Below are 24,642 nucleotides of genomic sequence, written 5' to 3'. Positions count from 1 at the left end.
AGTGACGTATTAATTCACCTTTACTTTCAAGGAAGAAGTGCGGTCATTAAACGTACTGGTGTTCTTCAGACAGCTCGCATCGGAAGTTAATACCAGAGAATCTCCTGTGAAGTTATCGCCGTCAAAGAGTGTAACGGTTACGCCGGCAGGAATTTTCAGGGAAGACGCGTCATTATCCAGACCGCCGGCAGCAACAATAGCAGCGGTATTGTACTGACCTGGGCCAAAGCTCGCGCTCCAGCCGCCATAGCTACAGTTCTGGTATACCAGGACCTGCGGTGCTGGCGAGCCGCCGCCACCTGGATCTACGTCAGCGAGGGTGGTACCGATTTTAATCCCATGCACATAGTTAGTGATATCAGCGGGATCTCCACCATATACTCCCCATTTAGGATCACAGTAATCGGCATCCAGGGTACGGGCATAGTAACGCTGGGTACCATTTACCAGTGTTTGTTTCGTGCCATTGTACCAGAATTCGATGAAGCCGATAGAGGAATCACGCGATACTTTCAGATGTAATACCATTGTGTTCCAAACGTTGGCCGACAAAGGAGTTACCCATACTTCTGTTCCAATTTTTCCCGGTGCATAGTGCATGAGGTGGAAAGTGTTGCTGGAAGAGGTACTGAGTACAATGGGATAATTCTGCAACATGGGCAACGTAGAACCGAATGCCTTCCATTGGAATACCGCATTGGTGTTCTGATTGGCAGGAATGCTCAGTTTAGAACGCCATCCGATGTAGATGTCATCTCCTTCTGCAGCCTGATAATTCTTAGCGCCATGGCCTTCTGTACGATGGCTCGCTGCTGGCTTGTAGAACTTCCATACTTGTCCGTAAGTAGGATCTGTTTCTACAGTAATGGTACCGCTACCTTCAAAGTTCAGTACCTTCCAAACATTGGAAGAACCGAGGGCTGCGTCGCCATTAAAAAGCAGGGATTCCACGTGAGCGCCGGCGTTGCCAGTCTTGGCAGTTGCAGGGTTGCTGTTGTCTTTAGTGCAATTGGTTAATCCTGTAATACAGGAAATACCCAACAGGCCAATAATAAGTGCCTGATTGATTTTCATAAGGGAATTTATTTGGGTGAACAATATATTCCGAAACTAAACAATCGATTGCAATACATCCTGCAGCGGATTCGCAATTACTGATATTAATTTGCTTATTTAGTATTGAGCGGTTGTCATCTTTCTAAAATATCAAAAGGAAAAAAACGGGTATTTACAATAAATCGCGCTTATCTATATTATAGTTTGCAGTCCGAATTCAACTGAAACATTGTCGCAAAAAAATTGAAGAAATATTTGTTTATTAAAAACTAATCATATACTTTTATTTTACACAGCGCAGAACCCAAGCCCAAGACCCAGTATCTAAAAAATCTAAACAAAGAGCCCTAACGTAGAAGTTTTGTTTTTTGGAGATAGCTAAATCAAAATAACTTTTAATGACACTGTCCTAACACTAAAAGTGTTCCACCAATCGTAGCTTTTCTCACAATTTGAGTTTGTTTCGGATTTTATCTGACTGGACATTTCATGTCCTTGGTAACCTAGTCAATCCAGGGGAAGCCGAAAACCTTCGAAAAGAGTAGGCATCAATCCAATTACCTAGTATTAAAGCACGAAACTATGAAATTCGAGCAACTCAATCAGCAGCTCTTCGAGCAAATCTCCTCAGAAGACCTGGGCAAAATCAATGGCGGCGCTGCAGCTGAAATGTTTATTTCTCTGACAGACATCCGCAACACCGTTATCATTGCAACTCGCGTTGGCAAACAAGCTGACCCTGTTGATGCAGGTGATGTTGATTGATCCTAATTCTTACAGGAGGAATCTTTCTCGGAGAGTATTCCTCCTGTCCTCTATTCCAATTGATTTCCATTTAACTTTTAAAGCATGAAACTTATGAAATTCGAGCAACTCAACCAACATCTGTTCGAGCAGATTTCTGCTGAAGGCATGAGCCAAATCAATGGTGGCGCACAAATGGCCATATCATTGACACTCGTTAACATCACCAATATTGATGATCCTACCAAAAAGGGTACTGCCATTGACGTTGATGACGTTGACTGATGTCCTCTTCTACAAGAGGTTACTTGTTAAAAGTACCCTCTTGTGTTGACTATCCACTAATTCCCCATTACCCGGAATCCCGCGTAATATAAGCCTGTAGCATTTTTGAATATGATTTTTATTATTAGTCAGGCAGAAGGAGAACACTCCACCGTTGCGGTGATGGACTGGCTCCATTACAAGAATGCCCATCATTACAGAATAAACGGTCTCGATGCTATACTTCGGCATACCTATCTCCTGGGAAACGGTAACGAAACACGCATTGAAAGAACAGATAATACGGATACTATACTACCATCAAAAACAGACACTATCTGGTTTCGGAGATGGATGTCCGGAAAAGCAACCATGTTCTCCAGCTTGGAAATAGGTGGAGATGCCAATCTCATTAATGTCTACAATTTCCTGCGTAAAGAGAATGCGACTATTCGGGAATATTTTCTGCATAATCTGAAGACGAACAAAACGCTAGGAAATCCATCCAAAGATGCGCTCAATAAGCTGGAAGTCTTGGTGGCCGCTGCTCAGGCAGGTATGGATATTCCCCGCAGTATCGTTACTTCCAGCAAACAACACCTGCTGGAATTTCGTCAGTCTGTTCCGGATATCATTGTGAAAAGTCTTTGTAATCCAGCCATGTACTCCTATGAAGGTAGCAACTATGTTTCCTATACAGCTACTTTTAATGAAGCGCAACTGGCTGCATTACCAGCCACCTTTCATCCTTCACTGGTACAAGAAAATATTCCCAAAGCCTATGAACTGAGAGTATTTTACCTGGATGGTGCTTGTTATGCGATGGCTATATTCTCACAGTCAAATAACCAGACAGCGGTGGATTTCAGAAGATATGACAGAGCAACTCCCAATAGAAATGTTCCCTACAAATTGCCAGCGGAACTATCTGCTAAAATAGGCCGACTGATGCAACTAATAGATCTGAATTGTGGTTCTATTGATATTGTAAGAACGCCTGAAGGGAAATACTATTTCCTGGAAGTCAACCCGGTAGGCCAATTCGGGATGGTATCTTTTCCATGCAATTATTTCCTGGAAGAAAAAATTGCAGACTGGCTTATAGAAAAAGATCAAGCATGAATACAAACAACAATCTCTATACGAATCCACTCCAGCAATTCTTCCTGGAAGAATTCACTGGAAGCGAGCCCTATATTCCATTATGTTATTTTCAGCTCACGCCAGCAGATGCAAAGTCGCTCCCGCCTTCCACGGAAGCTTGCGACTATTACAATGAGCAAAATTACTATTGTGTTCCATTACACAAATCCATTTCACAATTCTCTTCTATTGTATGAGTACAATGCCTAACAACCAGGTGTGGATGCTCTTCTCCTGCTGTATTCCGGTGAAAGGCAGCAGAAGAAGTCTCATTTATGATCTTCAACGCGGTCGATATTATTTTATTCCTAATGCCATGTATGAGTTAATTACATTGTATGAAGGAAAGCCCCTGGAGGAGGCCAAAGCAGCTTATCAGCACGAGCATGATGCCGTTATTGATCAATATATTGCATTCCTGTTCAACAATGAATTGGCCTTCCATACAGATACGCCGGATCATTTTCCTAAGATATCCCTGGAATGGAAGTCGGCCCTTCATATTACCAATGCAGTCATCGATACTACTATTCATTCCAACCACGATTATAATGATATTATTACCCAGCTTAGTCAACTGGGTTGTGCTGCTTTACAATGCAGGTTCTATGAAGAAGTGACACTTACGGCGATTACATCCATTCTTGCAGCAGCCAAACAATCCAGATTACGATCTGTAGAACTGGTCATCCCCTATCAGCAAACCATTACCGAACCAGTACTGGATACGCTCATGCAGGAGAATAAACGTCTTAACAGTATCATCATACATAGCGCACCAACTGCATCCAGGCAACTGAAACCTGCATTCAATGCCACGTTGGTATATACTACAGAAGTGATCAATGACGCCTCCCATTGCGGCTTTATCAACGCTTCTCATTTCAGAACCAATATCGAACTGTTCACCGAAGCCCAGGCTCATAATTCCTGTCTGAACCGGAAAGTAGGCATTGATGTAAATGGGAACATCAAGAATTGTCCTTCTGCCACGCAGGCTTTCGGGAATGTTCAGCATACTTCTCTGGAATCTGTTATCAGTCAATCTGCATTCCGAAAAGCGTGGGATATTTCAAAAGACAAAACCGCCGTTTGTAAAGATTGTGAATTCAGATATATGTGCGTGGATTGCAGGGTATTTGTGGCCGATGAGAATGATCCATACAGCAAGCCCTCCAAATGCTCTTATGATCCTTATACCGCACAATGGCTCAACGAAACGGAAAATCCGCAGAGTAAACTCTTCCGGACACTTGAAACCACCAGCTCCACTCCTGTTACAAACTGAAAAATACATGATCAAAAGCCTGTATAATATTCTTTTCGCCCTGTTCATGCTGCTGCCGGCAACTGCTGCCGCACAACAGCCTGTATTGGCAAGAATAACCGGGAAAGTAAAGGATATGGCGTCTCCCCAAACAATCAATAACGCGGATGTTATACTAACAGCGGAAAAAGGCAAGATAATACAGACTACAAGAACAGATCAAACTGGAGGCTTCGTGCTTGGCAATATCCCAACAGGCAAATATATCCTGATTGTCACTTTCGAAAATTATAGTACGGAACGTTTTCCTATTGCGCTTTCGAAAGATACCTTGCTGCCGGATGTACTCCTCCATAAAAAGGAATATGACCTTAAAGAAGTTACCGTCAACAGTAACCAGCTAAAAATTGAAAGAAAGTTCGATAAAACCATCATTGATGTCAATAACACGGTATTCACTAATTCAGGCACCTCCTTTGACCTGTTGCAGAAAATGCCGTCCGTAATGTTGCAACAAGATGGTATCCTGCTCCTGCAAGGTAAACTGGCAACAGTCATGATTGATGGCAGACCCTTAAACATATCAGGAGATGAACTAAAAAACTACCTGGGCAGCCTTCCGGCCAATACTATTAGCAAAGTAGAACTCATCAAGAATCCATCTATGATGCATGATGCCCAGGCATCCGCTATTATCAATATTATTACCAATAAATCCCGCAGCGCAGGATGGAACGGCACACTCAGCCTGAGCGCCACACAAGGGCATTTCACCCGCTATGCGCCCTCGTTGGACCTGAACTATAAAAAGAATAAAGTCAATTTGTTCGGTACCTACAGCTTCTCTCGTGTGAAAGAACGCACCAGCAGCTTTAGCGACCGCCCTTTAGACACGCACCAACCGCCTGAAATGATAGACATCGGCAGCGAAAATATCAACAGGACGAGGAATCATAATATTAAAGTAGGAATGGATTATGCTGCTACTAAGAACAGTCTCTTAGGCATCACGTTCTACAGCACCATCTCCAATCTACAACAACAACAGGATAATGATACCCGCTTCAACAAAGCAGCGGTCACCGATAGTCTTGTGAAAATGAATATGCACACCGGCGCTAATTCATTTAACCCATCTGTCAACGTTTATTACAAAGTAACAGTAGATACTGTCAGGCGTAGCGAGTTGATTGTAAACCTGGACTACTGGCGGTTCGACAGGCATCTGAACCAGGACTTTCAAAACTCTTTTTTCAATAACATAGGCAATAAATATGCAGATGATCTGCTACTGAGAAGCGATATGCCTGGCATCAATAATATCTATTCCCTGAAAGCAGACTATACCCATCCCTTGAAAAATAGTAAAATACTCATGGGATTCAAGCTCTATAAAGCTGACAGAGACAATCAATATACCTGGCAAACCCAGCACAACAATGATTGGAAAATAGATAGCTCCGTTACCAATCAATTCCTTTTTACCGAAAATATTAATGCATTCTACGGCGGTTACGAGCACTCCTGGAAGAAAATCAGTATGCAGTTAATGTTACGTGCAGAACATACTCATATTAACGGGAATTCAGTCGCTATTCACCAACAGTTTAAAAAAGACTACCTGGATCTGTTCCCAAGTGTAAACCTGGAATACACTCCTTCCCAGGTACATCAATTTAACTTGTCTTACAGGAAGAGCATCAATCGCCCTACCTATAACTACATGGACCCCTTCCGGCAATTCCAGAACCAGTTTAACTATACGATAGGTAATCCTGATTTGTATCCTGCCATCGTGGGATCTGTGGAGGCCGGTCACTCATTCAAGAATAAGCTTTTCACCACAATTAGTTACACCTGGACAAAAAATGCCGTCTCCTCATTATACCTGAAAAACGATCAGGATAATGCACTAATCACCACTTATGATAACTTATCTGCTACCCGCAGTTGGGAACTGGATATGTCTTACAGTGGCGCCATTACCTCAAAATGGACCACTTCCATTTCTTCTGTATTGACTTACAACTATATCAACACAGATTTCAGAAATGCGCCGGTAAAAAATGAAGGATGGGGATTTAATCTGTTTTTATTTAATAATATCAGTCTTCCACACCAATTCTCCACCAGTGTGGTGGTGGCCTACAGCGCGCCTTACCGGGGCACTATTTTTCAATATTCCGGGAGTGGATTCGCCAGTCTTGGCTTCAGTAAAAGCCTGCTCAAAAACAGATTGAACGTCAACCTGAGTTTAAGCGATCAGCTCACCCATGTGAGTTTTCAATACAAAACAAACTATAACAATCTGCAATATCAGCAACGCCTCTTCCGTGATAACCGAACGATCAGTCTGACACTGCGCTATAAACTGGGCAACCAGAAACTGAAGCAGGCCAGTAATCGGAAAACCGGTATCGAAACTGAAAAAACCAGAATGGAGAATAAATAAATGAACATGAGCTTCACTAAGATATTCAAACGCTTTCCACATTTCAGGCAACTGGATGAAATGGACTGTGGACCAGCATGTCTGAAGATCATTGGAAAGTATTACGGCAAGCGGTTCAACATGGAGCATCTGCGTGCGCTGCTGTTTACCTCCAGAGAAGGCAGTTCATTATTGGATATGAGCGAAACTGCGCAACAGCTGGGATTCAAAACTATCGGCGCCAAAGCGCGATACGATGATCTCGTGGCTACAAAGGCATTTCCATTTATTTGCTATTGGAAGAAAAAACATTTTGTGGTAGTATATCACATGACTGCCACCACTGTCAAAGTTTCTGACCCTGCCAGCGGACTGATTAAATACAGTAAAGAAGAATTCCTCGAAAACTGGCAGCAGGCAGATGGCAAAGGAATTGTGCTGCTGTTGGAACCAGGCCCTGATTTTAAAGAGATACCACATCACACCGCAGATGAAAAAATCGGCACGCGCCTGGTACAGAAACATTTGAATCGTTACCGGAAGGTCATTACCCGTATTATTATCGGGCTGTTTACCGCGAGTTTACTGCAACTTACCCTCCCATTCCTGACTCAAAGTATTGTTGATGGCAGTATTAAGCAGCATAACTTCCAACTGCTATATCTGATTCTCGCTGCTCAACTGGTTATTTTCCTCGGCAGAACCGTGATAGAAATGATACGCAGCTATCTGTTGCTACACCTGAGTATACGAATAGATATCGGTTTGTTGGCCGACTTCTTCATCAAGTTATTCAAACTACCTATCTCCTATTACGATCAGCGCAAGAGTGGGGATATCATGCAGCGAATCATTGATCATACGCGGCTGGACAATTTCATCACAACGGGATTATTATCTGTGATTTTTTCTGCCATCAACTTTCTGGTATTCATGACTGTACTGGCGTTTTATAGTCGCAGTATATTCTTTGTTTTTCTGATTGGCAGCGCATTTTACTTCATCTGGATAAAATCTTTTTCCCGCAGGAGAGCCTTCCTGGATTCTAGGCGGTTCGAATGGCTGGCGACGATTACAGAAAAAAACATGGAAATACTCCATGGAATGCAGGAAATCAAACTGGGCAATGCGGAAAACAGGAAACGCTGGGAATGGGAACGTTTGCAAATGAAACAATTCCACATCAACCTTTCTTCCCTGCGATTGAGGCAATTACAGATGGATGGCTCCTCAGTCATCAATGAGCTCAAAAATATCCTAATTACCTTCCTCGCTGCCAGTTTGGTCATGAAGGGAGAGATGACACTCGGCGTAATGCTCTCTGTTTCCTTTATTATAGGACAATTGAACGGCCCTATGGTCATCATCACTCAATTCTTACAAGATTACCAGGATGCCCGTCTTAGTTTAGCCAGGATCAATGATATTCATCAGATTGAAGAGGAGGAACTGCCAGATAGCCGTCCATTAAGTGCAGGTAACCGTGTGGCAGGAGATATAAGTCTGCATGAGGTTTCCTTTAAATATAGTAAAGTGCGTAATGCGCCTTTTATCTTTAATGACCTCTCCTTAAACATTCCGCATCAGAAAGTAACGGCTATAGTAGGTTCCAGCGGCAGTGGCAAAACTACCCTGATTAAATTATTATTGAAATTTTATGAACCCTTGACAGGCGAAGTACTGCTAGGGGATACGCCGTTAAAGGAGGTTTCTCATAATAACTGGCGCAGCGCCTGTGGTGTGGTGATGCAGGAAGGCTATATCTTCAATGATTCTATTGCCGGAAATATAGCACTGAGTAATGAATCGATCGATTTACAGCGATTAGAGGAGGCTTGCAGGATTGCCAATATTCATGAATTCGTTGAGTCGTTGCCGTTAAAGTATGAAACATTGATTGGCAATACGGGGATGGGACTCAGTACAGGTCAGAAACAGCGTATCCTGATAGCGAGGGCTGTCTATAAGAATCCTTCTTTCTTGTTTTTCGATGAGGCGACCAGCGCCCTGGACGCCAATAATGAAAAAGAAATCATGCAAAACCTGCAAAAATTCTTTGCAGGCAGAACAGTGGTGATTATTGCACATCGTTTGAGTACGGTGTACAATGCAGACCAGATCATCGTATTGGAGAAAGGACGTATTGTAGAACAGGGTAATCATGATTCCCTGGTAGAAAAAAGAGGCAATTATTTTGAATTGATCAGAAACCAGTTAGAATTAGGAAGATGACAACTAATCAGCCTAACCAGGCGCTCACCGTGCATTCAGAGGAAGTACAGAAAATGTTGACTTCCTTTCCCAGACATGTTTATGTACTGGCCAACAGCATCATGGTGATATTTCTCATCATATCAGCAACGCTACTGATGATGATGCGTTTTCCAATTACATATGAAACTACTTTCGTGTTCCATGATAAATCATTGGTTGTAAATCTCCCGCAGGAGGTAGTCGCAGATATACATGTCGGAAGTCCGCTGGTATTAGCGTTCAAAGCGTTTCCTGAGAACATGGGTTATGTGAACAGTACAGTGAGTGCAATCAATCAACTGGATGGCGACGGTCAGGCGCTGGTGCTCTCTTCCAATACAACAGGTATGCAAACGGATAAAGGACATCGTATCAGTCCAGCTAGTGGGGCTGAAGGCACAGTGATTATCACGAGGAAGCAGGAGACTTTAACCGACCGGATATTAAAAGTGTTTCAGTGAGACACGCAGTATTCGGGCATTCATGAGCCTATTCTATCAACGGCCTTTTCATCTCCCTATAGTATTCCATTAATCTCCCTGAAATATAGCGAACAGGCTATTCATCGCATTTTCTCCATGTAATAATGCCGTATTGGCAACAGACATTTCCGTAGCAGCAGCAGCGCGCGGGAGCATTTGTTTTTCGTAAGCTGCGATAGCATCATGGATCGTTTCAAACTGCTCACTGGTGAGGCATTCCGACAGTTCCAATGCGTCCAGCAGGGCCATATTTACGCCTTCACCCGCATATGGCGGCATGCGATGGGCCGCATCTCCCAGCATCGTCAGATTGGATTGTGTTTGCCACTGTTGATCCAGCGGGTAATGATACATGGGTCTGGGTACAAAAGAGATATCTTCCGCCTGAAATAACTCCTGCCAGATCGGATGCCAGTCGGCATATACATGCAGGAACCAATCAAATGCACTTTGGGGATCTTTGAAATTGATATTACTTGTCTGTAGCCAGTTTTCAACTGCTTTAAATCCGGCATAAAAAGAAAGCGTACCATCACCTTTAGCACTCATAATGAGCGATTTTTCTTTCCCCAGTGCAAAGACTTTCCCTCCTTGCAACAGCGCGTTCAACTTGGGTGCATTTTTCTTCGCTTGATAGATATTTCCTTCCACCGCAGTGACTCCGCTATAAATAGGTGCGATATCCGATAACCAGGGACGAATAAGGGAATTAGCGCCATCTGCTGCAATAACGATATCTGCGAGGGCCGTTGCACCGTTTTTGAAATGAAGTTTCCATCCATTATCCTTCGTTTCCATGGATGCAAATTGGGCATCCCAGGTGATGGTGTCTGGCAGCAGGGAAGCCATGAGAATATCTCTGAGAGGGCCTCTGTCTATTTCTGGTCGTTGATGACTTACATTATTATCTTGGTGAGTATGTTCATCCAGGAGGATGGTGGCATTTTCATCAACCACACGAAGTTTCTCTGCTCCTGGCCGGTAATGCAGCTGGAATTGTTCCATTAAACCGGCTGCAGTCATAGCTTTCAGGCCGGATTCTTCATGCAGATCCAATGTAGCGCCTTGTTGGCGGATGGTTTTGTTTTTATCTCTTTCGTATACTTTTACGGTAGCGCCTTTCATTTGTAATAACCTGGCGAGCATAAGTCCACCTGGGCCGCCGCCTACAATAGCTATCTGTTTATTTGTAATCAGCATCATTTCTTCGTTTTTGATACTACGAAGCTAGTCTGATTTCATCGCAGAGAATTGTACAAATCGGTCGTTTTGATTTTGGAACAGTTCTTTAGGCGTAACGCCTGTGAGTTTTTTGACTGCTTTAATAAAGTGGGACTGATCAGCGAAGTGCTGTTCGGGGAATAATTTGCCTTCGCTCAAATGCTGCAGGGAAGCCCGGAACCGAAGAATATTACAATAAGCCTTTAGGGAAATACCAAACTGTTGATTGAAATAGCGGTTGATTTGGCGACTGCTCCAGAAGACTTTCTCAGAGAGTTCCTTCACACTGATATTGCCCTCTGTAGCGGCTAAGAGTTCGAACAGTTGCAGCTTTCGGGTATCTGGATCAGCGGGTACTAATGATTTAATCTGGCGAGTTGTTTTTGCGCAAAAATCGTCGAAATGCTGGAGGTCGTTTACTGTATAGTTCCAGAAAGTATTGGGGAGACCGCCGACCTTATTTACCAATTCCGTTACTGACTGATGGAGGATATATTCTGCCGCAGGCAGGTTAAAACTGATGGCAAAAGTAAGTGTGCCAGCATGGATGAGGCCTTGACCTGGTTCCGTACCGAGGCCGTGTAAGGTGATATGAAAGGATTCTGAGGTAGATTGAGAGAGGAAGATATCTATTCTTCCATCAGGTAGCACCACTACTTTCTTATCTTCTTTATCGGGATTATGCAGCATCCAAAGGCTGTCTACATAAGGCGCGATAACGGGATCAGGCTTATGGGTTTTGATTACCAGGGACATAACTTGTATGTTTTCGTGGTAAAGGTATTAAAAGCTAAGGATGCTTGCTCCGTGTAGCTTATCGTATAAATTTAGTTATCCAAGAATCTGAACTGTTGTAAATCGTCTACATATTTACTAAATCTGGTTTTAGCGATATTATAAAGAAATATCGTTGCTGCCCCCTTTTGAATAAAACATTGTTTTCGATTCGATCTAATTCGAATCTTCCTGACATCACAATTATTAGAACCAGAGATCTCCCGGTTTAGAAAACTATCGATTTCCAATTCATTTGGTATAAAAGTAGTATCCGATAGGCTTATATTATCCAATCGTACATTAATGGCGATTGCCTGATTATGAGGATAAAGAAAAATAAATGATGATGAATTAGAAAATGTCCAACATGCTATTCCTTTCGGCAATTTAGCATAAAATGATTTGGGATTAAAAATCTCTTTATCAGCAGTCAATTTTACATTACTTCTATAAATTAAGATATTGCTATCTGAATAATAATTCATCTCACCCTGCATTACACTTCCAGTGACAGATTTCGAAACCTTATCGATTCTATGGCTACATGCATTCAATATCACTACCATCAATAATACAATAGGCAGGTATCTTATCGCTGTTGGGTTCATGATTAATCGCATCTTCTATGATTTACCTTTATCGATGAATACCGATAGATTGAAAGGTATTTTAGCTTTTTTATCTGATTCCTTTTCTTCTTTAGTAACAGAAGGCATATCTTGTGGTTTGGGGTCTTTTTGAAGACCATTGGTATTATCACCAATTTAAACCAGTCTAATTTGCCATTTCAACAAACTTAAAAAAGTTATTTTTATTACTAATCGTATGCTGTAGATAGTAATTAGTTCCAACAACAAATTCCTCTGTAAAATTGGATACTATAAAGTCGAATGGAAAACTATCCAAGGTAAAGAATTCTCCAATTAGGGGAAGGTTAACATCCGACCTTCTTTGACGAACTCGTTTTTCATAAACTCTTGACCAATCACCATAAATATAATTATAAGCCAGAACACTGGTATAATTTCTTTGAAAAGAAAATCACATAATTTACTAATCTAACTCTCTCTCCTGTTTTCATCACTTCTACTAATGTCCACTTCTTATTAAACAAGATAGTATCCATTTCCATTCTTTTCAAAAACTTCCACCGAATTGAAAGTTGGTTGAGACTATCATTATCGATTCCCAAAAAACCAGAAATGTTATCCAAGCGATCTTGATAAATTGAGTAACGACTTTCCCCTTTCGATTTCTTACACATCTCATTCAATGAGTAATAAGTAGCCTTATTCCAACTCAGGAATACACTATCGATACTTCTATTTTTGGGGATAGAAAGAAAAGGATTAATAAAACTTTAGTCATATATGAATGGCTTATGGGATTGCTTAATATGGAAGTCATTCTCTTTTCCCTTTGAGATGCCTATATACCTACCATTATTTAAATCAACTGAATAAAACCTTTTATTCTCATTAATTGTTAGTGTTATAATGAATAATTCGCCCTTATTTAGCCTACAGATAGTACATATGGAATCCGACTTTTTTATTAGTATATCAGATTTGCTTTTACTATAAGCTTTTATTGAAATTCCCGTGAAGCCATCAGTTCCGTCACTTGTCAATATTAAGTTTCTAAAAACTGTACAGTTTTTAATACTAAAATCGACCTTATCATTTTTAAAAAAATCTTGAAAATCAATCTCAAAAAATGATTTTATTTTGTAAGCTATCTCTTCTCGGCAGCGAAGTGGATGAGTTATTCATGGTCATCAAGAGCATTAAAAAAATCTTTAGCATAAAAAAATTTTAATAGCGTTGTCTACCTTTATTAAGTTTATTATCGAGGTATGCATCTATTATTTGCTGAATCTGGTTTTTATTCACTTTCATTCCTGCATCACTTGCTGCGGTTTGATTCATTAAATTTCCTGGCATCGTAAAAGGACCTGGATGCATTAAGGTTACTGAATATTTCAAAGTTTTATTGGACGGCATATAAGCCGCAGACAACACCTGTGGCTTATTGCAAGTTTATCTTTATTGATCTTATACCACACCATCGTCAACCCAAATGGATAATAATAGCGTCTTCTCCATCTGAGGAAGCTTATTTCATGTACTCTCCAATACAATTTAAACATAATCTGGGTTTTAGCTTATATGGTTCCTCATTAGTCCAGACAATCGTGTTTTTAAATTTGACGGACATTCTTCTTGTTGGACTAGCAATGACTATATCTTTTTCAACAAAAAATGTATAGGTTTGGCCCACTTGTATTTTTCTTTCTTTTCTTAAATTGGTATTAATATTCTTCGTAGAAATCAGAACACTTGTATCAATCGCATTACAGGATGACACCGCACCGATAAGCGAACACTCTTGAAAATTTTTAATCCATATTACTTTAGCCGAAAGAGTGTCGTTTGTCTGACCTTGGGAACTATAAGAAAAACTGAAAATTATACTTAGAACTAGACAGATCTTCCTCATCGTATTATTTTTTTTCCAAATTATTGATTACCTTTTCTTTACCGTTGTATTGAATATAAATTTTATGCTCTTTAATTTCTGTGTCAATATCATCTTTCTTTCTAGGATCTATCTTAACCGCTTCATCATGTGCTTTAGTAAAATTAGCATTCTCTGCTTCAGTGTTAGAACTTAAGGCCGTCGGAGAATTAGCGTATTTTTCACCACCAATAAATGCCTCTAACACCTCATGTAGCATTGAAACCCCGGACCTGCTATTAGTAATATCATCCACAATAGCAAGTTGAGCGGGATTTACTTGCTGCCGAGCCTCAACTTTTCCATCATCTTTTCCTCCAGCAAAGCTGGCATTTCCTAAAAATGCGCCACCTACTATTGCTACTCCATCTTTAGTAAAATTCTCGGAGGAGGCATTAATATTCACTATAGTATTCTTATCCGAAATAGCTTGTTGAAGCTTCTTATCAGCATCTGTTTCTGCTTTACCTCCTGCAATAGCAAGCTTTCCATTTTCATCTTGCAACAATTGCAAATTTGTCGAGTTTTGCAACTGTCTAAATGCCTCTTGCGACTGATTACCACGAATTATAATATCCGTAGGCCCCATTCCATCAGGATCAACATACTTTATTGGGTTATCAAACGCATAATTGTACGGAGAGTGCCTTCTCATTTTTTCTGATAGCAGATCTAATACATGCCATCTTCCCACCTGCGCATCATACATCCTCGCTCCATAATCATACCACTCCAATCCACTCCCATCACCAAACTCTTTACTCTGTAACTCCTTCCCATTATACTTCGTCCTATTCTCCACATAATCTGCCCCTCTCAGTGCATTCGAACTAATCCACGCCATCACCAACCCAAATGGATATTAAAGTAGGTTTAGCAATAACCAGTTAGGCTATTTACTTTTCTTATAAATATTTCCTCTCCAAATCAATGTGTTATTGTCTATGCCAATTACTTCATTATCTATATCCATAGATTCATAAAAACACTGATTAAAACCACTAACAAGAATAGTAAAGCAATTCTTACTACCGTCAATAGCTTTATAAGATTCGAAAATTTTAAAATAAACACGCTGATAAGATTTCATTCCATAATAAACATTAGGAGAAATATTTTGTATCACAAGCCCAAAGGCCATGTTCCCCCATTGTTTTTTTGATATCGCTAATTCCGATTTTCCGGATTTTACGAACTGCCGATATATGGGAGACGTAACAATTGAAAACTTAAAATTATTATAGCTAAAGGCGTCCTCTTCAGGTAATATAATCTTGAAGTATACAGAATCCTGGGATCCCATCGTCGATTCAATGATAGAATATTTAACATCATTAAACCCATTACGATTCTTTAGTAGAATAAATCCATCCTTTAAACTCCAAAAACCTTTACTCAAAGTATCACAAAGGGGTATAACTACATCAGATTTCTGAATATGATTTCTGAGGCAAATAAATGCGCCATCACTATTAAATAATAGAATTTCGTCACCATTTACTTTTTGATATCGGCCAGACACTCCGACGTCAGGATTTCCTCCAGATGGATATATTATTTGTTGGCTAAAACATGATAAAAATGTAAAGCATAAAATAATACAAACAAAAAGCTTCACAATACTTTCTCTAAAATGAATAAATAGGTGTCCCATTATCTCCAATTATTGCTCTTAAACTTATTCCATTTATATCACTAATTTTCCTCGCGCCGCCAGGTGCCGGGTAAGAGCCACTATCTATGGTAAATTGTGCTTGATATGTATTTAAACATATTCTCAATCGTTCTTGTCTTATATCGCATCCACTTCGTTCGGCAGAAGTGTTGAATTAAACAAATACAGGCTATTTCCGTCATCCTCACAATAAGCAACCGTAGCCGAAGTAAGCAATTCTGATTGGTAAGCAGCGTCTTTCACCAAAGCCATCAACTCCGAAATAAAGAGGTCATCAATCTGTATATCAGTCTGGACTATTATTAACAAAGTTCTTTTAAACTCCTCAGAAGAAGTAATATCCGTCAATAAATTATCATCACAATTTTCAACATGATTTATTAAATATCTCATGCCATTGGTCTTTATCGCCTTATAGTCTAACAATTCAAATCCAAGTGAATATGATTGCGGTTGTATTGTTAATAATGTAATTTCTTTATCTATAAACAGGCGACTGAGTAAAACGTAGAAAATCCTTTCTGGCAGTGTAAAATTCTTATCAGGATTTTCAATTACCTTGTCCCAGAGAAGAACATTCTTTGTGAAATGTTTAATCTTAATCTGCATCCTTTATTTATTTTTAAGTTCAACAACCTTCTCTCCTATAGCTTACAATATTATTTATTATTAAGTAATTGCCCCGAATAATACTCTGGTTTGCCAGTTAACTTTTGAGAATATATGTACCAAGTGGAACAAGCCAGTACACAACTGGAGCCAGACATTAGCGCAATTATCAATTATATTTAGTGATCGATTGAAACTTAATCTTTTAATCAACGTGACACACTTTATGTAATAATACCGATGCCATTAACCGCGACCTCGATAAGATTTTGACATACTGATTTTAAACACCCTACCAACTGAGTATAGAACCAGTATTATCTTCTACTCTTGTATCATTCACGCTGGGGCTGAAAACTTAAATTTCGAATTCTTTCTAACAAAATCGATGTTCATTCTCTCGAAAGAAACAGCAACAGCAGTCTCCCTGATCAGCTTATTACCATCATAAATCCTCATTATCCCTTTATCAGAATCAAGCTCAATATTAAAACCAATTTTTGTTTCCACAGGTACATAGCCATAAAATTCCGCATACTCCTGACTCAGTCTGTACGGAAACAAAAAGTTTTGGGCAGAATCTACCAATTCATTCTTATTTGTTGTCAATACAGAAATTCCAATTATCCCATAAGCGTGATTGCTAGATACATTCAGATAAATAATTTTTCCTGAGAATTTAACATGATTCTGTAAACGGATATTTGCCTTTGAAAACTGGTCTGATACGCAACTCCAGCAACAAATTCCAAACAGGAACATAATAAATAAAGCGAGCGATAGCTTGTATTTTCCCATAAAAATTAATTCAAGAGTTTTTTTACGGCCGAATATCCGACTTTGGTAAATGATGACATTATTGGCATTGTAGCATTAGTCAATCTATCAAAAAATCCTCTTTCTGATGTCGGCTTGACATCATTTAAAAAAATAGTGTTAGAATATGTAACACCAATAGTGCCTACATTCACAGAAAGTCCTACCGATACACTTAGACCAATTTAAATTTTTAAAGTATTATCACATTTACGCCTCCAAATATTCTTAAAATATATTATAGGAAATAGCCCAACGGTAATCCAAAACAGCATTCTAGGTACTAGTAAATATAAAGGATAGCTAGACCAGCTACTCCATAAAAGAAACACACCTCCCAACCCTATATAGAAACATACAATTTTCACAATTGCAATGACAACAGATTCTTTTCCCTTTACTTTATAGTAATCCTTTTCTAGTATAATATAGTTATAGTGGCGAAAAACGTATACTAATAAAACGCAATATAAAATTGTTAAAACAGCGGTATTTTTACTACTATATATTTCTATCAATTCGATTACTACAGTTAAAAGAATTGCAAATATGTCCAATATCCTTTTCATAGTCATGTTAATGTATTGCTTTTGTACGTATTTCTTTATAATTACCGTCAATATGAATAGTAGTCTTAAGATTCTCTGGATCCCCACTAGAAAAAGATGGCTATCCATGACCAAGAATTCTCCAGTTTCGGGAAGAATAATGTCCAATTCTTATTAAACAAAGAGACTATCATTATTGATTCTCCCAAAACCAGGAAAATACTCCATGCAATCTTGATAAATTGAGTAAAAATTTCCCACTTTCGACTTCTTACATATCTCCTATCCGCAGTGATAACTCTTGTGTTATTATTTACTACCCTTCCAATATCATTGCATCATTAGCGTGTCTTCATGTTCACTCAAATGTAGTAGTTCCAAAATAAGAACTCCTTATAGATTACCGCTGAAAATAAGTAACGGATACAATTTTCATATTTCCCCTTCGTTCTATAAATTTCACTATCCATCCAGAAGGCTGAAAACGTAATACAGTAATATTTTCGGTGGCGGTTCCTTCATTGGCTACCTTATTCAAGAAATCCGTGTAAACTAAATCTGTCGATAGCACAATCGGAAGCTGTTTATCATCTTTAAGCATGACAAATCTATTAGAATTTTCAACGATCCGTGTGAGTGGGCTACTTTTACAAGAGGAACAGTAAGTTGTAACCATAATAGCAGTAGTATCTATAGATTTTACCCATTGAATAAATGGCATGGTAGTATCGTTTAATGGCAATCTACCTATACTAGTATTAATTTCATTTAAAACCTGCTTATCAAATCGATAGTAAATTGGCTGTAGTTGAGCGATAGCTCCACCACTTAAAAAAAGTAGAAGCATTGTGAGATGGATCAAACGCATTTTTTTTTAACGCTTTAATTGATTTATTGTTTTCAATGCATCGTTGATGATAGGCATTGACTTGTCTTGTTTATTAGAAACTTTTCCGTTCTGATCTACTTTATGCACATTCCTATTATCACGGGCATACACTGGTATATGCATTGAAGTGGCTACATCAAGGTCATTTCCACCATACTCATTTTTAACTGTACTTACACCCCGCTCAAGTATTTTATCCGGCCCAGGATCTGGGTGGGGATGCACCGTACCTATTATTAACTGAGTACCTAGGCCCCAGGCATAAACGAATCATTTGATGTAAATCCATCAGGCGCATTTCCACTGAATGAGACAGTTTCTAAAGGTGCCGATCCGACATTTCCTCCCTTACCTGGCACAAAGCTGATTGTATTTGGGTTAAGATCTGGATCAAGGTTAAATACAATAAAATAATTTGTTTCTTGATGAGCCGCATTATCAAATGCCCGAGGATTTGAAAGCGGGAAATGCTTCCCTGGAGTATAATAGTGGGCTTCCCCCAGTACCAAACAGTATTTAACTTTTTAAAACGTCATAATTCTATTATACTTAAATCCAAGTACAAAAGATATCCGGGGATAATTAATAAGTTCAACCGAGTAGTTACCCGTTATGATAAATATATTGAACATCACGAATCCTTTGTTTGCAATTTTTTTTATGATATTAATAAAGAAATATTAATAACATAAGTTCTAAATAGCTATCACAATAAAAAGACCACCCGTATAATCCAGATAGTCTTTTTATAGGTATTCCTTTATTATGAAATTGAGAATAAGTTAATCCCTTAATTTTCTAAACTTCTGCCCACGCCATTCTAGAGTATGCTTACTCTTGACGATTAAAGTATCTGTAAAGCTGGATCTATAATAATCTTTGTGAGCTACATTAATTTTTAGAAGTATTCTTTTTCGATTATTTGGATTAGTTAGTACTATCTCAGGAGAATACAAAGTATCAATGTGAGGAGGTGCTACAAAACCAAAACCATCATGCATCATATACGATTTTACCTGAAGTGTCCTAACTACTTTATCAGTTGAGTGAATTGTATCACCAGTGATACGGGAGTGGAAACATCCATTTATTAAAATATCTACTTTGATGAATGTATCATATGGATTGCCCTTATAATTTACCACAATTTTGTCGTCATTTTCATTTGGAGAATCTTCCACTTTACTTTCCACATTCAGAACTTTGATATTTTTATCATCAAAACCATGCAAGAAGATTGATTTTTTGTCCTGTTGCCAAGTTCCTGAAGAGTAGTCTGTTACACTCCCTTCTGTCCTAGAATAATATTCAAATTTGTTAGGTTCTTGACATAACTTAAACTCAACTCCTGCAACTTCAGCATAAACATTGGTATACGTCCCTTGAACATGCGCCGTGGATATACAGCCCCCCAAAAGTAAAAGCAAAAAAATAATAATTGTTGTTTGAAAAGATTTCATACTGTTAAAAAATCATCAGTTCTTGAATAATAACATTAACTCTATCTCGAATGTGTTGATAAACAGGCTTAGAAGTTGCGTTATTAATGATTCCACCTATATAAAAAATCCCTACAGCCTGCATACTTGCTGGAGTATTCGTCATTGTAGAAGAAGGCATCGAGGAAGGATCAAACCCATATTGCGCCCTATATGCTTCAATTTCAGATTTCGCATTGCTCATTTGCTGAGCAGCGAGATTCGATCCTAAATAAGCTGCTCCGCTCCCGTTTAACATAATAGAATGCTCTATACCCCCTTGATAAGCGTGAGTAATTTCGTGTACAGCATTTACATCACTTGTAATACTCATAACAATCGCAGGCTGATAATCTCCGGCAGAATTCTTTACAGCGTCCAATTTAGTTTCACCTCGTGTGCTACCCATCGGCAACTCGTTAAATGTATATGCCATTTTTTGATCATCCTTTATCGCATTTAAACGTGAAAGAGTAGCTGTATTGGCACTTATTCTGGCATTAACATCTTTCAAATCAGCCCTTAGACTTTCAGTCCTTTTTTTATCGCCTCCAGCTTCAGCACTCGCAATCCTATTATTCAGCCTTGTTATCTGCTTGTTCAAGCTTACATTTTTATAGTTGAGCTGCTTTTCAATCCTATTGGCAATTCTGTGATCTGCCTTTTTCAGGAGCGAATCACCTAATGGGTCCATATTCAAGATTGGATTATTACTCATTGAAGCATATGGACTTTCTGCAAAATTGGGTTTAGGATCAATCTGCCACCATCTTCCAATTTGTGGATCAAGATTCCTATAAAAAGCATCGTACTGATTTAGATCCAATTCCGTTGTGTGCTCTATCCCATTGTATTCCTTATGATTCTTAGGGTACTTCGTACCCACCAAAGCATTAGCACTAATCCCCGCCATCGTCAACCCAAACGGATAATAATGCGTCTCCTCCATCAATGGCCCGCTGCCATGCGTAACTACCAGGTTATCAAAGTATACATCTTCATTACTCTCATTAGTTGTATAAATATAAATAAATCCACTCTTCTTTATGATAATATTATCGGCGCCGAGTGTCTGTAATACATCCGGAGATCCCTGTACCTGGCGGGAACCACTGTTGTCATCCACCAGTTTGAACTGGTCATCGAAAGCGGCAAAAGTGATATAGGCTCGCGGTTTGTCAGGCAGATTCTGATTGTTATCCTTTTCTATCAGATGGCGCATATCGGAGCTGCTGAAATTGGTGGACAATTCATTTGATCCGATGGCGGTATGTGCGCCGCCACCAGCAGACGTTCCAGAGAATGCATTCAACACTGCTGTCAGCATCTGCGATGGCGTAACGTTACTATTTTTTGCTGCAGTAGATTTGTAGAAGGCATTGCCGGCTATACGAAGCGTGTCTCCCGCCATTACACGTAATACCAGGGAAGGACCCACCTTGGCCCCAGTACCGGCATTTAGTTTTGCAACATATTGATTCCCAGATCCGGCATTAGGATAACCTGCCGGAGTAGCCACACGGGTAGATCCTACATTACTAAATAATGCTTCTTCCTTAGCCGCACTAACACTTTCCATTGTGGCGGCATAAATACCATTGGAAGTTTCCTCTGTCAATACCGTTCTGATATTTCCAAGATGATCCTTCAGGAAATAATCATATGCCAGGTAAGGCGCCTGTCCGGATTTAGTTACAAAGCGAATACGCCCTTCTTCCTGCGGCAGGAATTCCAGCTTATTATCCGTGTATACTGTACCGGATTGATAATCAGTGATGGTTGTTTTTACACTATCCCCTGTTTTGTCTTCTACAATTTTAGAAAGCTTTGTTCCTGATGCGTCATAGATGTAACGAATAGATCCCTTGTTATTAGCCATCTGTATGACGGTAGGTAAATTCAGATGATTATAACTAATAGAGAGAATCCCCTTATTATCATCTTTAGTCAGGTTGCCATTAGGATCATACGTATAATCATTTAAGCCTTTACCATTCACCTCTTTAAAATCGCCCAATGTGGAGGATGGATCTACCACTGCATCCTGCACCCCCTGTAAACGATTACTGATGCCATTTCCCTGGTAACTATAAGACAAACTGTCAATAATCGTACTCACACCGCCTTTCAGACCATTCTGGATCATGGCTCGAATATTTCCATTCGCGTCATAGGCTGTCTGTGGATTAATCCCATCTCCCATCACTGTGGAGAAGTTCACATTGGCCGATTTATTCCAGGCTCCTCCTGTAAACTGGTTGAAGTCGGAGAACAGGAGGCGATTGGCTTTGTCATAGTCAAAACCCATACTTCTGTATTCCTTATCTGCAAAACCTCTCCATTTAATCCCAGCAATGTTTCCATTATATTGGTTTTTACTATATCCTATATCATAGGACAACTCCATACCAAAATAATGGCCATTACCATTTACTGCGAAATCCTTGTTGATACTTTGCAACCAGCCATTTAAACCATATTCGTAATTCAGACTTTCCAGATCAGTTCCCAGGGTTTTCTTCTTTAAACGTCCCAACTCATCGTATTCATTGGAAGCAATTAATTTCTCAGCACTACCATTAATACGTTTATTGACGGTTAACAATCTCCCAGCAGCATCATATTCCAATCTGGTAAATATTTCAGACTCAGGAGTTGCTATAGCAGCAGCATTCCGCTGGTGATGAAGTGTACTTAAGGCCTTACCTTCAAAATCCAGCAATATGCTCACAGATTCCTGCTTTCCCAGCCCATCATTACTAAAAGTCTGGATAGGGCGGCTTTTGCGATCATAATATGTTGTAGTGGTCATCCACTTTTCTCCATCCTGTAATACTCTTATGCGTGCACCGGTTTGCAGACCTCTTGTTTCCTGTGAGACAACTGTTGCATTCGCACTAAAACGACTATCATATTGACTAATTTTAGTATACGCACTACTATTAGCAGGAGCTGCATTTGGGAACGTATAGTCGTCATAGTAAGTAAAGGTCAACGGATATAATGCACCGCCTTCTGTTATTGGCAGTGGATTAAGCGTGACTACCTGTGTAATTGTTTCAGTAGCATTGGGATCAATATTAATCGTCACCTCCGCACCAGATCCCGTTTCAAAACCAGGGATTAATTCCACAGTCTCCTGCGCGACGTAATTATTTCTGCCATCGTCATTAGCCACCACCAATTGTTTCACTGGCGAATTATATATCATGGTAGTGGTAGTTGCCGTAAATTGATTCATTGCCTGTTGCAATTCCTCACGTGTACCACCACGATTGTACAGCGCCGTTTCCACCGGACGATCCTGTGCATCATAGAATGTCACCAACCATTGATTATCCCGACGCAAATTGGCATCGCGCATATAAGCCAGGCGATCCCGCAGATCATACACCATTTCCGTCGCAGCCGTTACACCTGGTACCCGCTTTACAATCATCCTGTTCCGACCATCGTACTGATACTGGAAACAAAGCTCATCTACAATATTCTGTGTAACATTCCAATTGGCAGCCAACAATGGTTCAACTGCCTTTGGAGGAATCACGCCACGCACATTATCGAAATCATCATAGATATAATAAGTACTTAGCTTATTCGTATAGCCATCTGCGGTATCGGCCGTCAGGTAAATCTGTTTCAGAATTAACTTTCCCCTATTATTTGAAAATGACACTATCCGGTTTCCATTCTCATCAATATTGACGCTCTTTGTTAATGCTCCCGCCGCATAACTGCCTGTTGTTACAGGTACATTTGCTGTTTGAGGCCATTCCCAAACACGTACATTATCAGTTGTAGTATTAAGCAGATATCTGGCAGACACGGGTCTGTTACCACCTGTTTTTGCCCATGAAGCCCCAACGCCGAATTTATTTACTACCCGGTTTAAGGGACTGGGTTCATAATCCGTTTCTTCATAGAACACCTTTTCATCTGCCTGTCCTGTACGCTCGTTATAAAAAGCAGCCTGGTTGATGAAAGCATCTGTTTTAAACATACCATCTGAAGAACGGGCACTATTGGATTTATCCAGGTGACTATAGGGGAGATACTTGTACACTTCCCTCCCAAACTCATCATAGGTGATGGGCGCCACATTATCTTTTCCACTTGGTGAAAGCCCTTTCTGAACCGTTTGTATGGGTCTTCCTAAACCATCAACATATTGGGCTTTTTGTTTCACCTGACTGACATCACTGGTATTTCTCACAGCATTTGGGTCCGTTATAGGAACACTTGGCTGATAGGTTCTTACCACATTCACATTAGTAGCAGGAACAGGGGTTATACTCACCGGCGTAGCTCCTGGTTTAGATTGGGGGTTTGCGACAGGAGCATTCTGTTGCGCATCAACCGTCCAGGGCTGTAGGGCGCATAGTAACAGGGTTACTGGTATAAGGAGTTTTATATATCGAGATATCATTGCAAATAGGTTGAAGGATTAAACAGGATACTGCATTCAGCAGTAT

The 24,642-nt window shown here is 39.8% G+C and carries 20 protein-coding genes; 8 read left to right on the top strand and 12 right to left on the bottom strand.

Going from position 1 to position 24,642, the window contains the following annotated elements; all coding sequences use genetic code 11:
* Positions 1–9: 9 nt before the first annotated feature.
* Positions 10–1,074: a heparin lyase I family protein gene (locus CLV59_RS11185; RefSeq protein WP_111592112.1), complete on the bottom strand. Its 1,065-nt coding sequence runs from the start codon at positions 1,072–1,074 to the stop codon at positions 10–12.
* 564 nt (positions 1,075–1,638) lie between these two features.
* Here CLV59_RS11185 and CLV59_RS11180 point away from each other — a divergent pair.
* The 8 genes from CLV59_RS11180 to CLV59_RS11145 all read left to right on the top strand — a co-directional run bounded on the left by CLV59_RS11180 (position 1,639) and on the right by CLV59_RS11145 (position 9,619).
* The gene (locus CLV59_RS11180) at positions 1,639–1,821 is read left to right on the top strand and encodes a hypothetical protein (RefSeq protein WP_111592111.1); all 183 of its coding nucleotides are present in this window, start codon (positions 1,639–1,641) and stop codon (positions 1,819–1,821) included.
* Between the two features lie 84 nt (positions 1,822–1,905).
* Complete coding sequence (locus tag CLV59_RS28890; protein WP_111592110.1) at positions 1,906–2,085, top strand: hypothetical protein; 180 nt, start codon at positions 1,906–1,908, stop codon at positions 2,083–2,085.
* Positions 2,086–2,196: 111 nt separating this feature from the next.
* On the top strand, positions 2,197–3,186 hold the full coding sequence (gwsG, locus tag CLV59_RS11170; RefSeq protein WP_111592109.1) for a grasp-with-spasm system ATP-grasp peptide maturase: 990 nt from the start codon (positions 2,197–2,199) through the stop codon (positions 3,184–3,186).
* Positions 3,183–3,404 carry a hypothetical protein gene (locus tag CLV59_RS11165; RefSeq protein WP_111592108.1) on the top strand — a complete coding sequence of 74 codons (222 nt, stop codon included), beginning with the start codon at positions 3,183–3,185 and terminating at the stop codon, positions 3,402–3,404. The genes gwsG and CLV59_RS11165 overlap by 4 nt, the downstream gene beginning before the upstream one ends.
* Entirely contained in the window at positions 3,401–4,495 is a 1,095-nt protein-coding gene (gene gwsS, locus CLV59_RS11160) for a grasp-with-spasm system SPASM domain peptide maturase (RefSeq protein WP_111592107.1), read from the top strand. The genes CLV59_RS11165 and gwsS overlap by 4 nt, the downstream gene beginning before the upstream one ends.
* A gap of 7 nt (positions 4,496–4,502) precedes the next feature.
* Positions 4,503–6,926 (top strand): outer membrane beta-barrel family protein, encoded by a 2,424-nt coding sequence (locus CLV59_RS11155; RefSeq protein WP_170137710.1) that lies wholly within the window; start codon positions 4,503–4,505, stop codon positions 6,924–6,926.
* Positions 6,927–6,932: 6 nt separating this feature from the next.
* Complete coding sequence (locus CLV59_RS11150) at positions 6,933–9,137, top strand: peptidase domain-containing ABC transporter (RefSeq protein WP_111592338.1); 2,205 nt, start codon at positions 6,933–6,935, stop codon at positions 9,135–9,137.
* A complete protein-coding gene (locus CLV59_RS11145; protein ID WP_111592105.1) occupies positions 9,134–9,619 on the top strand; it encodes a hypothetical protein in 486 nt (161 codons plus the stop codon). Before CLV59_RS11150 ends, CLV59_RS11145 begins: the two co-directional genes overlap by 4 nt.
* Before the next feature lie 69 nt (positions 9,620–9,688).
* Here the strand turns inward: CLV59_RS11145 and CLV59_RS11140 are convergent, their stop codons facing one another.
* The 11 genes from CLV59_RS11140 to CLV59_RS11060 all read right to left on the bottom strand — a co-directional run bounded on the left by CLV59_RS11140 (position 9,689) and on the right by CLV59_RS11060 (position 24,596).
* Positions 9,689–10,843 (bottom strand): FAD-dependent oxidoreductase, encoded by a 1,155-nt coding sequence (locus tag CLV59_RS11140; RefSeq protein ID WP_211323806.1) that lies wholly within the window; start codon positions 10,841–10,843, stop codon positions 9,689–9,691.
* Between the two features lie 24 nt (positions 10,844–10,867).
* The gene (locus CLV59_RS11135) at positions 10,868–11,617 is read right to left on the bottom strand and encodes a helix-turn-helix domain-containing protein (protein WP_111592104.1); all 750 of its coding nucleotides are present in this window, start codon (positions 11,615–11,617) and stop codon (positions 10,868–10,870) included.
* A 71-nt stretch (positions 11,618–11,688) separates the two neighbouring features.
* Positions 11,689–12,258, bottom strand: coding sequence for a hypothetical protein (locus CLV59_RS11130; RefSeq protein ID WP_111592103.1), 570 nt, complete (start codon positions 12,256–12,258; stop codon positions 11,689–11,691).
* A 1,194-nt stretch (positions 12,259–13,452) separates the two neighbouring features.
* Positions 13,453–13,623 (bottom strand): hypothetical protein, encoded by a 171-nt coding sequence (locus CLV59_RS28885; RefSeq protein ID WP_170137709.1) that lies wholly within the window; start codon positions 13,621–13,623, stop codon positions 13,453–13,455.
* Between the two features lie 518 nt (positions 13,624–14,141).
* Positions 14,142–14,999: an RHS repeat-associated core domain-containing protein gene (locus CLV59_RS11105; RefSeq protein ID WP_111592098.1), complete on the bottom strand. Its 858-nt coding sequence runs from the start codon at positions 14,997–14,999 to the stop codon at positions 14,142–14,144.
* 48 nt (positions 15,000–15,047) lie between these two features.
* The gene (locus CLV59_RS11100; RefSeq protein ID WP_111592097.1) at positions 15,048–15,809 is read right to left on the bottom strand and encodes a hypothetical protein; all 762 of its coding nucleotides are present in this window, start codon (positions 15,807–15,809) and stop codon (positions 15,048–15,050) included.
* Between the two features lie 138 nt (positions 15,810–15,947).
* Complete coding sequence (locus CLV59_RS11095) at positions 15,948–16,439, bottom strand: hypothetical protein (RefSeq protein WP_111592096.1); 492 nt, start codon at positions 16,437–16,439, stop codon at positions 15,948–15,950.
* 339 nt (positions 16,440–16,778) lie between these two features.
* The gene (locus CLV59_RS11090) at positions 16,779–17,237 is read right to left on the bottom strand and encodes a hypothetical protein (RefSeq protein WP_111592095.1); all 459 of its coding nucleotides are present in this window, start codon (positions 17,235–17,237) and stop codon (positions 16,779–16,781) included.
* Between the two features lie 966 nt (positions 17,238–18,203).
* Positions 18,204–18,671, bottom strand: a complete 468-nt coding sequence (locus CLV59_RS11080; protein WP_146616165.1) for a hypothetical protein — start codon at positions 18,669–18,671, stop codon at positions 18,204–18,206.
* Between the two features lie 803 nt (positions 18,672–19,474).
* A complete protein-coding gene (locus CLV59_RS11065; RefSeq protein ID WP_111592090.1) occupies positions 19,475–20,152 on the bottom strand; it encodes a hypothetical protein in 678 nt (225 codons plus the stop codon).
* A 4-nt stretch (positions 20,153–20,156) separates the two neighbouring features.
* On the bottom strand, positions 20,157–24,596 hold the full coding sequence (locus tag CLV59_RS11060) for a DUF6443 domain-containing protein (protein ID WP_111592089.1): 4,440 nt from the start codon (positions 24,594–24,596) through the stop codon (positions 20,157–20,159).
* Between the last annotated feature and the right edge of the window lie 46 nt (positions 24,597–24,642).

This window comes from Chitinophaga dinghuensis (assembly GCF_003259435.1).
Taxonomy (GTDB): Bacteria; Bacteroidota; Bacteroidia; order Chitinophagales; family Chitinophagaceae; genus Chitinophaga; species Chitinophaga dinghuensis.
The sequence above is the reverse complement of the archived record's forward strand: the minus strand, read 5'-3'. Positions and strand labels throughout refer to the sequence as shown.